The sequence below is a fragment of the Xanthomonas sp. SS genome, from assembly GCF_014236835.1.
GTDB lineage: Bacteria > Pseudomonadota > Gammaproteobacteria > Xanthomonadales > Xanthomonadaceae > Xanthomonas_A.
Map to the genome: position 1 here is coordinate 3,842,571 of NZ_CP051190.1, position 14,833 is coordinate 3,857,403.

13 protein-coding genes are annotated in these 14,833 nt (G+C 67.8%); 5 read left to right on the top strand and 8 right to left on the bottom strand.

Going from position 1 to position 14,833, the window contains the following annotated elements; all coding sequences use genetic code 11:
• The first annotated feature begins 60 nt into the window (after positions 1–60).
• The 4 genes from HEP74_RS16000 to HEP74_RS16015 all read left to right on the top strand — a co-directional run bounded on the left by HEP74_RS16000 (position 61) and on the right by HEP74_RS16015 (position 4,229).
• The gene (locus HEP74_RS16000) at positions 61–1,209 is read left to right on the top strand and encodes a glycerophosphodiester phosphodiesterase family protein (protein WP_185813718.1); all 1,149 of its coding nucleotides are present in this window, start codon (positions 61–63) and stop codon (positions 1,207–1,209) included.
• 240 nt (positions 1,210–1,449) lie between these two features.
• Positions 1,450–2,784 (top strand): hypothetical protein, encoded by a 1,335-nt coding sequence (locus HEP74_RS16005; protein ID WP_255427770.1) that lies wholly within the window; start codon positions 1,450–1,452, stop codon positions 2,782–2,784.
• A 297-nt stretch (positions 2,785–3,081) separates the two neighbouring features.
• Positions 3,082–3,543, top strand: a complete 462-nt coding sequence (locus HEP74_RS16010) for a cell wall hydrolase (RefSeq protein ID WP_145701667.1) — start codon at positions 3,082–3,084, stop codon at positions 3,541–3,543.
• 77 nt (positions 3,544–3,620) lie between these two features.
• Complete coding sequence (locus tag HEP74_RS16015) at positions 3,621–4,229, top strand: glutathione binding-like protein (protein ID WP_185813720.1); 609 nt, start codon at positions 3,621–3,623, stop codon at positions 4,227–4,229.
• 174 nt (positions 4,230–4,403) lie between these two features.
• On the opposite strand, the gene HEP74_RS16020 is transcribed toward HEP74_RS16015, so the two are convergent.
• The 8 genes from HEP74_RS16020 to HEP74_RS16055 form a co-directional block, all read right to left on the bottom strand.
• A complete protein-coding gene (locus HEP74_RS16020) occupies positions 4,404–4,970 on the bottom strand; it encodes a hypothetical protein (RefSeq protein WP_185813721.1) in 567 nt (188 codons plus the stop codon).
• Between the two features lie 68 nt (positions 4,971–5,038).
• A complete protein-coding gene (gene prpE / locus HEP74_RS16025; protein ID WP_185813722.1) occupies positions 5,039–6,916 on the bottom strand; it encodes a propionate--CoA ligase in 1,878 nt (625 codons plus the stop codon).
• 141 nt (positions 6,917–7,057) lie between these two features.
• Complete coding sequence (locus HEP74_RS16030; protein ID WP_185813723.1) at positions 7,058–7,324, bottom strand: hypothetical protein; 267 nt, start codon at positions 7,322–7,324, stop codon at positions 7,058–7,060.
• 11 nt (positions 7,325–7,335) lie between these two features.
• Positions 7,336–9,846: a S9 family peptidase gene (locus HEP74_RS16035; RefSeq protein WP_185813724.1), complete on the bottom strand. Its 2,511-nt coding sequence runs from the start codon at positions 9,844–9,846 to the stop codon at positions 7,336–7,338.
• Positions 9,847–9,931: 85 nt separating this feature from the next.
• A complete protein-coding gene (locus HEP74_RS16040; protein WP_185813725.1) occupies positions 9,932–10,666 on the bottom strand; it encodes a DUF4189 domain-containing protein in 735 nt (244 codons plus the stop codon).
• Positions 10,667–10,824: 158 nt separating this feature from the next.
• The gene (locus HEP74_RS16045) at positions 10,825–11,811 is read right to left on the bottom strand and encodes a malate dehydrogenase (RefSeq protein ID WP_185813726.1); all 987 of its coding nucleotides are present in this window, start codon (positions 11,809–11,811) and stop codon (positions 10,825–10,827) included.
• A 34-nt stretch (positions 11,812–11,845) separates the two neighbouring features.
• Positions 11,846–12,220, bottom strand: coding sequence for a glutaredoxin family protein (locus tag HEP74_RS16050; RefSeq protein WP_255427771.1), 375 nt, complete (start codon positions 12,218–12,220; stop codon positions 11,846–11,848).
• Between the two features lie 90 nt (positions 12,221–12,310).
• On the bottom strand, positions 12,311–12,805 hold the full coding sequence (locus HEP74_RS16055; RefSeq protein WP_185813728.1) for a peptidylprolyl isomerase: 495 nt from the start codon (positions 12,803–12,805) through the stop codon (positions 12,311–12,313).
• 189 nt (positions 12,806–12,994) lie between these two features.
• Between HEP74_RS16055 and typA the strand changes: the two genes are divergently transcribed.
• Positions 12,995–14,824 (top strand): translational GTPase TypA, encoded by a 1,830-nt coding sequence (gene typA / locus HEP74_RS16060; RefSeq protein WP_003470617.1) that lies wholly within the window; start codon positions 12,995–12,997, stop codon positions 14,822–14,824.
• Positions 14,825–14,833: the final 9 nt, after the last annotated feature.

Consider the following 14,833-nt stretch of genomic DNA (forward strand, 5'->3'; position numbering starts at 1 on the left):
CGGCCGCCATCGGCGTCATTGCGCCTTTGTCACGTCCATCCACTCCCAACAGGAGAGCACATGAAATCCTCCAAGAAACGCTTCAAGCGCCTATCGCTAGTACTGGCCTGCGCCTCGCTGACCGTGTTGTCCGGCCTCGCCTCGGCCGCCAACAACTGGAATCCGCAACACATCCTCAACGCCATGAAAAGCCCCTACCAGGGCAACCGCGCCAGCGTCGCGGTGATCGCGCATCGTGGCCTGGTCGCCAACGGCTGCCCGGAAAATTCCACCTGCTCCATCCTCAACACCTACAACAACAACATCGAAGCGATCGAACTGGACGTCAAGCAGTCCTCCGACGGGCAGCCGTGGTTGTTCCACGACCAGAACGCCGGCCGCGTGATCGCGCATTCGCCGAGCTTCAACATCTTCGAGCCGGGCAACGGCTGGAATCCGGACATCCGCACCATGACCAGCCACGAGCTGGTCAATTCGTTCCTGCGCGACAAGAACTTCGCCAAGACCAACTACCGCCCGGTGCCGCTGGCCAACGCGTTGGATGCCGTGCACCACAGCGCCAATCACATGGTCGTGGTGCTGGACCTGAAGACCCTGGACGCGGTGTCGCGCGCCGCCGACCTGGCGCTCTACTTGGGCATGCAGAACCAGGTGGTACTGAAGTTCAGCGCCTCGCTGCTGCCGCGCACGCCAAGCGACATCACCCGTTACACCAAGGGCGTGGCGTTCGCACCGACCGTCTACGCCGGCGACATGGACAGGCTCGCCGACGGCGGCTACACCGGCCTGTGCGGAACGATCAGCCCCAACACGCCGTTCTGCCGCGTCAATGCGTGGATCGAACAGGCCCGCGGCGAGAAAGGCTTCGCCTGGCTAGAAATCGGCAACAAGCAACCGCGCCGCAGCGACCCGACCGGCGAACTGCTGGCCGGCGAGCAGGCCAATCACCGCGCGCTCGGTGCGTTCTCGCCGGTGCCCGAGTACCGCCTCGGCAGCCACGACGGCCAGCACTTCGTGCGCAGTAACGGGACCTGCTGCGCGGCGCTGAGCGACTACCTGACGCGCACCAAGTACTTCGGCAACGAAGTCGCCGACGACCGCTCCGACTTCGGTGTGCAGGCGTTGGCCGGCTTCACCAACATCATCAGCGACGACCCGCTCAGCATCACCCGTTCGCACATTTTCCGTAACACCTCGCGCTACGAGTGATCGCGGCATGATCCAGCCGGGGAGTTCGCTCCCCGGCTTCCCGCCGCACTCTCCACCCAGGAAGCATCCGCTATGCGTCCCGTTCACCGTCTACGTCTCCGTCACCTGTTTGTCCTGCTGCTCGTCGCCGGCGTGAGCTGGCTCCTGTTGCAACGCGCAGCGACCGCGGAAGGCGCCCGCGCCGCAACGGCGCCAGCCGCCGCGCCGGCATCCGCGCAGCGCGCCGCCTCTGCGACCGACATGCCGTCCGCATCACCGTCTTCCACCGACACCGTGCCCGGCCCATCGGCGCGCGAGGTCATTGCCGCGGCGCAGGCGCTACCGGCCGATTTCCAGGCCGATACGTTGCTGCGCATCGCCGACGCCAAGGACCTGCCGTCGACGGCCAGCGGCGATCGCCGCGACGCCGCGATGCGCCTGGCGCAACAGGCCTCGGTTCTGGCAGAACGCGCGATGCGGCGCATGCCCGGCCTGGCCAGCGCCGGCTATGCCAGCGAAGAGCACAACAACGAGTTGCGCGACACCCACACCGCCGGCCTGGACCGGCTGTCGCTGCAAACGCGCGCTGCGCGCATCCTCGCGACGTCTCCCGCACAGGCGACCGCGTTGTTCGCGGCGCAGCCGACGCCACAGGCCGCCGGCTGCGATGCCGAGCTGATCGACGATCCCAGCCCCACCTACGCGCTGGCGACCGCACTGCAGCCCGCCCAGGCCGCGCCGCAGGCGGCGTCGCTTGCCGAGCGCGTGGACAAGGCGCAACGGGAAACCGACGTGGCGCCGGCGCTGAAGATGGTGCTCGCCAGCACGACGCTGGAGCGCAACGGCCAGGCCCAGGTCGCCGACAGCCTGGTGCGCATGTTCGCGCGCATCCGCGGCAACGATCCGGGCTTCACCGCCACCGAACTGAGCGTCGCCGCGGACATGCCGCTGCTGCTGCAATGGCTGCAGGACGCGGCGCTGCGCGAGCGGCTGCATGCGGCGTATCGCACTTATGTCGCGGCGCATCTGGAGCAGGCGCGTTGCCCGGCGAGCCTGCTCGGCAACCACTGGCTGCTCGAACAGCGTTTCGTCGCCGAACTGCCGGACGAACGCATCCCGCCGGCACCGCCGGTGGCGCAGGAATCGATCGACGACGAGGCGATCTCGTTGATCCGCGAGGCTGGCTACAACATGCGCACGCAACTGCTGCTGCCCGACGCCGCTGCGGACGACCCTGCGCTGGAAAAAGCCTCCGCCGAATTCCTCGACCAGCTCGACCATGGCGTACTGCAGCAAACCGCGGCAGGCGACGGCAGCGGCCGCGTGCAGCGTGCACGGTTGCGCGAACTGCTGCGCTATCTGGAATATGCGCCGAGCGGTACGTCGCGCGATCGCGGCGTCGCGCTGATGGCGTCGTTGCTGTCCGGTCCCTACTACGCGCAGGACCACGACACCTGGTTCGGCGATCTGCACGTGGTCGCCGCGCAGATGCAGCGCTGGCCCGACCGCGCGCAACGGCTCGCGCAATTGGCCGGACATCGCGATCCGGTGGTGAAGGTCTACGCGATGCTGATGCAGCGCGGTCAGTTTCCCTGAGTCTCGTTGCAGCGGATCCACCACGCTTCGTTACCTCCGCGCGCGGCGCCACGCGCCGCGCGCGCCACACGGATCGTGAACCCTGTCAACAATCGGGGTTCAGTTGCGATTGGGGAAGCGGCGCCTATTGTGCGCGCCACTTCCGATCCACCCATCTTGGTGGATCTGCCGGCCTCCAAATTGCGCCGGCACCCGGGCGACCCGTGACAGGCCGCCTCCCCATGACGCCAAGCCGCATCGCCTTGCCGCGCCACCCGGCGCAGCCCCGATGACGGCCCATACGGAGCAAGGAGTTATATGAAACTGGCCTGGATCCTCTGGCTGTCGCAACTGCTGCCGCAACCCGCCGCCGATTCGTTGTGTTTGAGCACTACCGTCTATCTGGAAGCGCGCGACCAAACGCTGCGCGGCCAGCAGGCGGTCGCCGAAGTGGCGCTGCGGCGTCTGGACAGCGGCCTGTGGGGCAACTCGATGTGCCAGGTGGTCACCGCGCGCAAACAGTTCGCGCCGGGCCTGGTGAAACCCGGCACCGAACTGAAGAACGACGACGCCTGGGCCGATGCGGTCAACGTCGCCTTCGCCGCCGAGCGCAACTGGGCGCTGCCGCAAGGCCAGCGCAAGGAGATCGTGCCCGGCGCCAGCCACTTCGCCGCGCATGCGATCGCCAGCCCGAGCTGGCGCAACGCCTACCAGGTGGCGACGATCGGCGACCACACGTTCTACCGCGTGCAGAAACTGCGGCCGCGCAACGCGTCCTGACCGGCTGTACGGCGCTATCGCCAAGCGCACACAGGGCCGGGTACGCTTCCCGGCCCTTTGTTCGTGCGGAGTCTGCAATGAAACTGTATGCCAAGCCCGGTGCCTGCTCGCTGGCCGACCACATCGCGCTGCGCTGGGCGCAACTGCCGTTCGAACTGGAAGTGCTCGACGCCGCGTCGATGAAGGCACCGGCCTATCTCGCGATCAATCCCGCCGGCGCGGTGCCCGCGCTGCAGGTGGACGCTTGGGTGCTGACCCAGAACTCGGCGATCCTCAACTACATCGCCGATATCGCGCCCGCGGCGCAGCTGGCCGGCGATGGCAGCGCGCACAGCCGCGCCGAAGTGCAGCGCTGGCTCGCCTTCCTCAACGCCGACCTGCATCCCGCCTTCCATCCGTTGTTCGGCAGCACGCGCTACCTTGAGGACGCAGCGGTGATCGCGCGCACCCAGGAACATGCGCGCGAACGCTTGCGTACGCTGTACGCGCGCGTGGACGCGCAGTTGGCGACGCAGCCATGGCTCGCCGGCGCGCAGCGTTCGATCGCCGATGCGTATTTGTTCGTCACCCTGCGCTGGGCGCAGGCGCTGAGGATCGAACTAGGCGCCAACTTGCAGGACTTCTTCGCGCGCATGGCGGCCGATCCGCAAGTGCAGGCGGCGCTGCAGGCCGAAGGCCTGAATTGAAGCGGGGCAGTTAGTACGGTTTTATCGCTCGGTTTGCGCGCAAACGAACGTGTAGGAGCGGCTTCAGCCGCGACAGGATTTATCCGATGGAACCTGTCGCGGCTGAAGCCGCTCCTACAACGGCGAGTATCGCTTCCGCGCCATCGCACATGGACATCGGCGCTCGATCTTCGACTACTGCGGATCGCCGCCGAGCGTATCCTGCAGCCAACGCGCAGCCAGCGCTGGCGACTTGGCCTTGCCCAGTGCGGCGGTGAACTCCGGCAGCAGCGCTTCGAGCGCGGCGGCATCGCTGCAGCGCTCGATCCGCAACTGCATGAAATAACCCTTCAGCCCCAGATGCTTGCGCACCGCTTCGCTCATCGCATCGTAGAGATGCGAATAGCGTTGCGCCGCTTCGTGCGATACCGGCGTATCGCCAGGATTGGCCGACGGATGGATGATATCGGCCAGCGTCGTCGCCGATGCGGCCGGCGGCGCGCTCGATGGCGATATCGATGGCGATGCTGCAGGCGCAGGCGAGATCGACGCATCGCCGCCGCGGGCGATCAGGCCCATCTGCTGCAGCTGCGCCAACGCGTCTTCCGGCGCATGCAGGCCGGCGACGATCTGCTGCAGCGCGCTGTCGTCCTTGTGCCCATCCACCACCAGCAGGATCGAGCGCAGTTGCGCCGGCAACCGGCGCGCGCGGTCCGCGATCTCCTGCCGTCCGGCGTCGGTCTTGGCATAGCGCTCGCTCATTCACCGCCCTCCCCTGTGATCGCGCGTCGGCGGCAGCCGGCGCGCTTGTCGCGCGATGCAGTGGCGCCTCAGCGCGCCAGCACCCGACGGATCTCGTCGAGCGCGCCCGGATCGTCCAGCGTCGACAGGTCACCGGGATCGCGCTGCTCGGCCAGCGCCTGCAGCGAACGCCGCAGCAGCTTGCCCGAGCGCGTCTTCGGCAATGCCTGCACCAGATACACCTGCGCCGGCCGCGCCACCGCACCGAGCCGCTCCACCACGCATTGCCGCAACTGTTCGGCGATGGAGGCGACGGCATCGGCCGATGCCTGCTGTTTCAGCGTGGCAAAGACCACCGGCACCTGTCCCTTCAGTTCGTCGTGCATGCCGATCACCGCCACCTCGGCGACATCCGCATGGCCGGCGATGGCTTCTTCGATCTCGCGCGTGCCCAGGCGATGGCCGGCGACATTGATCACGTCGTCGGTGCGGCCAAGGATGAAGGTATAGCCGTCGTCGTCGCGGATCGCCCAGTCCAGCGAGCTGTACAGCAGTTCATCGAAATGGCTGAAATAGCTGCGCAGGAAACGCGCGTCGTCGTTCCACACCGTGGTCATGCAGCCCGGCGGCAGCGGCGGCTCGATCACCAGCACGCCCTTGCGCCCGGCCGGCACCTCGATGCCTTGCGGATCGACGATCTTCATCTTGTAACCGAGATTGGGAAAGCCCGGCGAACCCGGTTTGACCGGCCGCATTTCCAATCCCGGCAGCAAGGTCAGTGCCGGCCAGCCGGTCTCGGTCTGCCAGTAGTTGTCGATGATCGGTTTGCCCAGCGCCTCGCCGATCCACAGCGCGGTCGGCTCGTCCAGCGGCTCGCCGGCCAGGAACAGGTACTGCAACGCGCTCAGGTCGTGGTCGCGGATGTGACTGACCGGATGCTTCTTCAATACGCGGATCGCGGTCGGCGAGGAGAACATGGTGCGCACCCGGTATTTCTCGCACAGCGCCCACCACACGCCCGGATCCGGATTGACCGGCAACCCTTCGTACAGCAGCGAGGTGCAACCGGCGATCAGCGGACCGTACACGTTGTACGAATGGCCGACCGCCCAGCCGACATCGGAGGTGGAGAACATCGCCTGCCCGGGCGCGCAATCGAACACCGTGCGCATCGACAGCGCCAGCGCCACCGCGTAGCCGCCGACGTCGCGCTGCACGCCCTTGGGCTTGCCGGTGGTGCCGGAGGTATACAGCAGGTAGCTGGGTTCGTTGGATTCCAGCCAGGTCACCGGCACCTGCGTATCGCCGACCTGCGCGCGCAGATCGGCGTAGTCCACATCGCGCCCGTCGCGGCGCGGCTGCGCCGGATCCAGCCCGCGCGAGACGATCAACACCTTCGGCGGCGGCGCACTGGCTTCCGCGCAGGCGGCATCGACCAGCGGCTTGTAGGGAATGATCTTGCCACCGCGGCTGCCGGCATCGGCGGCGATCAGCAGCTTCGGCGCCGCATCGTCGATGCGCAGCGCCAGGTTGTGCGCGGCGAAACCGCCGAACACCACCGAGTGCACCGCGCCGATGCGCGCGCAGGCCAGCATCGCGAACACCGCCTCGGCCATGTTCGGCATGTAGATGACCACGCGGTCGCCTCGCTGCACGTCCAGGCGCAGCAGCACCGCGGCGAAGGCGTTGACCTCCGCATGCAGCTGCGCGTAAGTGAACTCGCGGGTCTGCCCGGTCTCGCTGGACACCGCTACCAGCGCCAGCTGCGCGGCGCGCTCGGGCAGGTGCCGGTCGACCGCGTTGTAGCACAGGTTGGTCAGGCCGCCGCCGAACCAGCGCCGGAACGGCGGGTGGTCGTATTCCAGGATCGTCTGCGGCGGGCGCTGCCAGTGGATCGCCTTGGCCTGCTCCGCCCAGAACTCCTGCGGCTGCTCGATCGAGCGCCGGTACAGCGTCGCGTAGTCCATGCGGCCCCTCCCAAGGCGATGCACCCACGCCGAGCATAGTCCCTGCGCGGCGTGGCGTCGTCCGACCTTGGTCGAACGGCGCCGGTGGCCGAATGCCTGAATCGAGCCGAGCTGCGAAGCGGCGTCGGCCCGGACCAATCGTCAGGCGTGCCCATCGACCGAGCGCACCAATGTCAGGTTCGCGCAGTCTTCCGACTCAAGCACCCGACCAGCGCTTGGAGTGTCGATCATGACGCCTTGGCCGAACTCCGACCGAAACCATTCCCTCGAGGCCGCGTCTTCCTGCGGGGGAAAGTCGCCGGTGCTGACCACAAAGAGCACTGTGGATGGGCTTTCGTCGTCGAACCACTTGACCAGGTCGCCGCGGCGGACGGGAATGTCTGTGCCGGGGTAGCGAGGGACAGTCATGGCACGGCCGACTACCGCTTCTGCGCTGCCGCTTTCGCCTCCGCCGCCGCACGCGGCGGCGCATGCTTCACGTAGCGGTCGAACCACTCCAGCATCTCGGCCACCACGTCCTCGTTGGACTCGCGCGCGCTATACCAGTGCGGCTCGAACGGCAGCAGCACCAGCCGCGCGGTACCGCCGTTGCCGCGGATCGCCTGGAACAGCCGCGGCGCCTGGGTGGTTTCGGTGCCGGGGTTGGCGTCGTCCATGCCGTGCACGATCAGCAGCGGCTCGTCGATCTTGTCGGCGTGGAAGAACGCCGAGGCCTGCGCGTACACCTCCGGCGCCGCCCAGAACGAACGCCGTTCGTTCTGGAAGCCGAACGGGGTCAGGGTCTTGTTGTAGCTGCCGCTGGTGGCCACGCCGGCGCGGAACAGGTCGGTATGCGCCAGCAGGTTGGCCGCCATCAGCGCGCCGTGGCTGTGGCCGGTGACGCCGATCCGCTGCCGATCGACCACGCCCAGTTCCACCGCCTTGTCCACCGCCGCGGTGGCGTTGTCCACCAGCTGCTGCAGATAGGTGTCGTAGGCGGTCTTGGGATCGCCGACGATCGGGAACGCGGTGTCGTCGATGATCGCGTAGCCGGCCAGCAACAGCAGCTGGTAGGAGCTCAGGCGGGTGAAATCGCGCTCGTTGGCGCCGCTGACCTGGCCGGCCTTGGACGGGTCGGCATAGTCCAGCGGATAGGCGTACAGGATCGCCGGCACCCGCGTGCCTTCCTTGTAGCCCGGCGGCGTGTACAGGGTGAACGACAGTTCCACCCCGTCCTTGCGCTTATAGGTCACCAGGCGCTTCTTGATCTGCCGTACCAGCGGCGTCGGATCGGGGAAGCGGGTGACCGGCGCGACGCTCGATGCGTAGACCGCTTCGCCCGCCGCCGCAGCGGGCTGCGCCTGGCCCAGCGCGCGCAGGTACACGTTCGGCGGATCGGTCGGCGACTGGCGCCAGGTCAGCAGCCGGGTGGTGTCGTCGCCGGCGAACCCGGCGAACACCTCGTCGACGCTGGCATCGCTGCGGAACAGGCGCTCGGTCTTGCCGCTGGCCAGCTCGTAGCGGTCCAGGAACGCGCGGTCGCCGGCCGGCGTGGCGCCCTGCCCGCTCAGGAACAGCGCGCCGCGGTCCTCGTGCAGCACGGCCTCGCCGTTGGCCAGCACGCGCAGTTCCGGAGTGCCGGGATCGGCGTACAGGTCGTCGGTGGACAGATCGAACAGCACGCGGCCGGGCGTGCCGGGGCGGTCGGCGTCGAGCAGCGTGGTGCGCCGCCAGTGGCGGTTCTCGTCGTATTCGTCCAGCAGCGCCTGCCCGCCCTGGGCGAACCAGGACAGGCCGGCGTAGCGCTGGGTCACCCGCGCCAGTTCGCGCGGCTTGGCGGTGAACGGCGCCGCCAGGATCAGCAGCTTGTCGCGCGCGGGCACGGTGGCCTTCCAGTCGCCGCCGTCCAGCGCCTCGGCCCAGACCAGCGTGGCCGGCTGGTTGGCCCGCCACGAGTACGCACGCGGGCCGGTCGGCACGCCCTGCACCGGCACCCGGTCGGCGACCGGCAGATCGGCCAGCACGCGCTCGCCGCCATTGGACAGATCCAGCACCGCCACATCGTGGGCGAAACGCGCATAGGTGGTGACGTAGGAATACGGCCGCTTGAGCCGCTCCACGCGCACATGGCGGCCATCGGGCGCGCCATCGACCGCGGTATAGACCGCCGGCGCGCCGACCTTGCTCTGCTTGCCGCTGGCCGCATCGACGGTGAGCAACTGCGAGGTGGCGTAGTAGGCGAACAGCGCCTCGTCCTCGGGACTGGACAGCGTGTCGCGCGCCTCGTAGGTGCTGCTCTCACCTTTGCCCTGGATGGTTTCCTTGACCTCCGGTCCCGGCGGCACCGCGGCCTTGCGCGGCGCCGCGCCCAGATCCTGCGGCACGGTCTTCAGCAACAGCGTGTCGCTGCCGCCCAGCCACTGGATCTCGCCGCCCAGCACCGGGTTGAGCTGCACACCGTCGATGCGGCGCACGTTGCCGGTGGCGACGTCGCCCAGCCACAGCTCGACGCGGTCGGCGGCGGTGTTGTTGAAGGCGAAACGGCGCCCGTCCGGCGACCACACCGGCAGCGCCGGACAGGCACCGGCCGGCAAGGTCACCGCGGTCTGCTTGCCGCTGGCCACGTCGACCAGACTGAAGCCTTCCAGGCAGGCGCGGATGCCGTAGCCGTTGGACATGTCGTGGCGGCTGTGGCTGCGCGGCTCCACACGCACGCCGGCCAGCTTCAGGTACGGCTCGGCGACGCGCGCGATCGGCGGATACTGGGTGCGCTGCACCAGCAGCAGGGTCTTGCCGGTGGGATCCAGGCGCGGCGACGGATTCAGCGGCGCGCGCATCACCCCCAGCAACGGCTCGGGCGGCTGCCGGTAACCGCTGTCGGCGGCCTCAGCGGCGAGCGGCAACAGGCTGGCGACGGCCAGCACCCCGATCCAGCGATACGGCACGAGCATGAGGTTGTTCCCCTGGCGAATGGCCGAGGAAACGTAGCACAACGGTGCGCCGCAGGGCCGCCGCGAGCAGCGCCGACGCGGCGCCCTAGTGCGCGGCCTTGCCAGTCTCTGCCACGATCTCGCACTTGGCCTTGCCGCCCTGCTCGGCGGCGCAATATTTTTTCGCGGCCCGACGCGCCTGTCCGGCGCTGTTGCCTTCGGAGGCATACAGCTGGCCGTCTGCGCCGAGGGCCATCGCCGCATGGGCAAGCTGGTGCACGTAGGCAAAGCAATCCGGCTCGCCACCGCACAGCTGCAGCACGGTCTGCCGGGCGTCGCGGCGGCGCGCGCCGCCGGCCGTGGCGTAGGCCTTCTGCTGCTTGCCGTTGTAGCCGAGCGCGCTGAAGGGCCAGTACACCGCGCGGCCGCCGCTGCCGGCCGAGACCACGACGTCGCAGCGCGCACCGGGCCTGGCCAGCACGCATTGCCGCACCGCCTCGTCCGCCGTCGCGGCGTAGCCGATGGCGTCGTCGTCGGAAGCGGCCAGGTAGAAGTAATCGTCGTAGAAACTCACCACCAGGCAGGACGGTCCGCAGTCGCGTTGCGCCGCCGCCTTGGCTTGGTCGGCGTCGCTGTAGTTCCACACCGATCCCATCGCCCGGCTCGCCGGATCCAGCGCGACCGCGCCGGCCAACCACTCGCACTGGCTCTGCAGCACGGGCTGATTGTTGGCGTACATGCCGACCACCACGTCCTGGCAGGACTGCCAGGCCTTGGCCGATCCCGACCATCCCAATGCCGCCGCCATCAGCAGCAGCAAGCACCACATCCGTTGGTTCATTCGTGCGTTCCATGCCCGTTTCGAGTCGCGCATTCTAAACGCTGCCGATTGCGCGTTGGGAACAATCGCGCATGCGCCCACGCCGCGAGGCGACGCACCGGCCGACCAAAAAAAACGCCGGGCAAGCCCGGCGTCTTCGGTACCGCGCTCGCGCGCGATCAGCCCAGCAGGTGGGCCACGCCGCTGCGCTCTTCTTCCAGCTCGGCCAGGGTCTTGTCGATGTACTTCTGGCTGAAGTCGTCGATCGGCAGATCCTTGACCAGGGTGTACTCGCCGTTCTCGGTGGTCACCGCGAAGCCGAACATCACGCCTTCCGGGATGCCGTAGGAGCCGTCGGACGGCACGCCCATGGTCACCCACTTGCCGTTGCTGCCCAGCACCCAGTCGCGCACGTGGTCGATGGCGGCGTTGGCGGCCGAGGCGGCCGAGGACGAGCCGCGCGCCTCGATGATCGCCGCACCACGCTTGCCCACGGTCGGGATGAAGGTGCCGGCGTTCCACTCCTGGTCGTTGATCGCATCGGCAATGGACGCGCCCTCGACGGTGGCGAAGCGGTAGTCCGGGTACATGGTCGGGCTGTGGTTGCCCCACACCACCAGCTTCTCGATGCCGCCGACCGGCTTGCCGAGCTTGCCGGCCAGCTGGCTCAGCGCGCGGTTATGGTCCAGGCGCAACATGGCGGTGAAGTTCTTCGGGTTCAGGTCCGGTGCCGACTTCATCGCGATGTAGGCGTTGGTGTTGGCCGGGTTGCCGACCACCAGCACCTTGACGTTGCGGCTGGCGACCTTGTTCAGCGCCGCGCCCTGCGCGGTGAAGATCTTGGCGTTCTCCAGCAGCAGGTCCTTGCGCTCCATGCCCGGGCCGCGCGGACGCGCGCCGACCAGCAGGGCGACGTCGGCGTCCTTGAACGCCACTTCGGCATCGTCGGTGCCGACCATGCCGGCCAGCAGCGGGAACGCGCAGTCTTCCAGCTCCATCATCACGCCCTTCAGCGCGGCCTGGGCCTTCTCCATCGGCAGCTCGAGCAGCTGCAGGATCACCGGCTGGTCCTTGCCCAGCATTTCGCCGGAAGCGATACGGAACAGCAGGGCATAGCCGATCTGGCCGGCAGCGCCGGTCACAGCAACACGTACGGGTGTCTTCATGGGGGGTTCCTCTGCTAAAAAAGGGATAAGGGAATCAGTAGACGCGGTAGCCGAGCGGCTGCAGGTGCGCGTCCAGGGCGGCAGTGTCGTAGCCGTCGATGACGTGCTGGCCGATCACCGTGATCGGCACGCCTTCGCGGCCCAGCGCGGCGGCGGCCAGGCGGCCCTCCTCCTGCTCCACATCGAGCACGCGGTAGCGGACCTGGGCACGTTCGAAATCGGCCTGTTGCCGGCGGCAGTAGCCGCACCAGTCGGCGGCCAGCATGACGATGCCGTCCGCGCCGGTGAGCAGCCGCGGATCGCCGGCCGCCAGCGCTGCCGGCGCCGGGGTCGCCCCGGAACTGCGCCACCACGCGTGAATGCCGCCACCGATTACCAGCAGCAGCAAACACAGCAAAAGGGGACGCATCGTCATCGAGGGTCGGGCGCGGCAAGCAACCGGGAAATGTTAGCACGCAGGCCATCTGCGACCGGCCGCCAGGGCCGGTCGCGACGGCACTCAGGCGTCGAGCAGGCGGTTCCACTCGGCGACGCGGTCGGCCTTGGCCGCCAGCACCGCATCGGTGTCGCCTTCGATGGTGATCTTGTTGATCGCATCGCCCTGGGCGACGCTGTCGACCACGTCCAGACCCTGGGTCACCTTGCCGAACACGGTGTGCTTGCCGTCCAGCCATGGGGTGGCGGTGTGGGTGATGAAGAACTGGCTGCCGTTGGTGCTGGGACCGGCATTGGCCATCGACAGCACGCCGCGCTCGTGGCGCACGCCGTTGTCGGTCTCGTCCTCGAACCGGTAGCCCGGGCCGCCGCGGCCGGAGCCTTCCGGGCAGCCGCCCTGGATCATGAAATCGGCGATCACGCGGTGGAAGCTCAGCCCGTCGTAGAAGCCGCGCTTGGCCAGGTTCACGAAGTTGGCCACGGTCAGCGGCGCCTTGTCGGGGTACAGCTCGATCGTGATCGGGCCGCGGGCGGTGTCGAAATGGGCGATCAGGGACATGGGATTCCTTGGAAACGGGGGCGTCATTTGGGGCGCATAGGATACACGGCGGCCTGTTTGGCCCGCTTCCGGCACCGCCGACAGCGCCATCGCCGCCGCCTGAATCCTGAACCGGCAGGCGCGTCCGGATACAGGTATAATAGCGGGCTTACTCTCCTTCCTTTCTGGCGCCGGTTGGCCCCCTTTCGCATGTCCATCGAAAATCTTCGCAATATCGCCATCGTCGCCCACGTCGATCATGGCAAGACCACTCTCGTCGACTGCCTGCTGAAGCAGTCCGGCACCCTCTCCGAGCGCACGGTGCTGGCCGAGCGCGTGATGGACAGCAACGATCAGGAAAAGGAACGTGGCATCACGATCCTGGCCAAGAACACGGCCATCACCTGGCAGGGCAACCGCATCAACATCGTCGACACCCCCGGACACGCCGACTTCGGCGGCGAAGTGGAGCGTGTGCTGTCGATGGTGGACTCGGTGCTGATCCTGGTCGACGCGATGGACGGGCCGATGCCGCAGACCCGCTTCGTGACCCAGAAGGCCTTCGCGATGGGCTTCAAGCCGATCGTGGTGGTCAACAAGATCGACCGCCCCGGCGCGCGTCCGGATTGGGTGATCGACCAGGTGTTCGACCTGTTCGACAAGCTCGGCGCGACCAACGAGCAGCTCGACTTCCCGATCGTCTACGCCTCGGCGCTGCACGGCTACGCGAGCCTGGACGACAGCGCCCGCGAAGGCGACATGACCCCGCTGTACGAAGCGATCATGAAGCACGTGGCGCCGCCGCAGGTGGACCCGGACGGTCCGTTCCAGATGCGCATCAGCCAGCTGGACTACAACAACTTCGTCGGCCTGATCGGCATCGGCCGCATCCAGCGCGGCAAGGTCAAGAAGAACATGCCGGTCAGCATCGTCGACCGCGAAGGCAAGAAGCGCCAGGGCAAGATCCTGCAGGTGCTGGGCTTCATGGGCCTGGAGCGGGTGGAAGTGGAAGAGGCCGAGGCCGGCGACATCGTCGCCATCTCCGGCGTCGCCGACATGAGCATCTCCGACACCATCTGCGCGCTCGATACCCCGGAAGCGCTGCCGGCGCTGACCGTGGACGAGCCGACCATCTCGATGACCTTCCAGGTCAACAACTCGCCGTTCGCCGGCAGCAAGGAACACAGCGGCGGCAAGTTCATCACCAGCCGCCAGATCCGCGAGCGCCTGGAGCGCGAGACGCTGCACAACGTCGCGCTGAAGGTCGAGGAAGGTTCGGACCCGGACAAGTTCCTGGTCTCCGGCCGCGGCGAGCTGCACCTGTCGGTGCTGATCGAGAACATGCGCCGCGAAGGCTTCGAGCTGGCCGTGTCGCGCCCGGAAGTCATCGTCAAGGAAATCGACGGCAAGCTGATGGAGCCGGTCGAGCAGTTGGTGGTGGACATCGAAGAGCAGCACCAGGGCGGCGTGATGGAGAAGCTGGGCGTGCGCAAGGGCCAGCTGAAGAACATGGAGCCGGACGGCAAGGGCCGCGTGCGCCTGGACTACATGATCCCGGCGCGTGGCCTGATCGGCTTCCAGAACGAGTTCCGCACCCTGACCCAGGGCTCGGGCCTGCTGTTCCACGTGTTCGACCATTACGGCCCGAAGGAACAGGGCGCCATCGCCAAGCGCCAGAACGGCGTGATGATCGCCAACGCCGCCGGCGCCACCCCCGCCTACTCGCTGGGGCCGCTGGAAGAGCGTGGCCGCCTGTTCGCCGCCGAAGGCGACAACGTGTACGAAGGCCAGCTGATCGGTATCCACTCCAAGGACAACGATCTGACCGTCAACGCGATCAAGACCAAGCCGCTGACCAACATGCGCGCCTCGGGCAAGGACGATGCGATCAAGCTGACCCCGGCGATCAAGTACACGCTGGAGCAGGCGCTGGACTTCATCGAGGACGACGAGCTGGTCGAAGTCACCCCGAAGGAAATCCGCCTGCGCAAGAAGTTCCTGACCGAAAGCGATCGCAAGCGCGCCGGTCGCGGCGGCTGATCGCCGAGT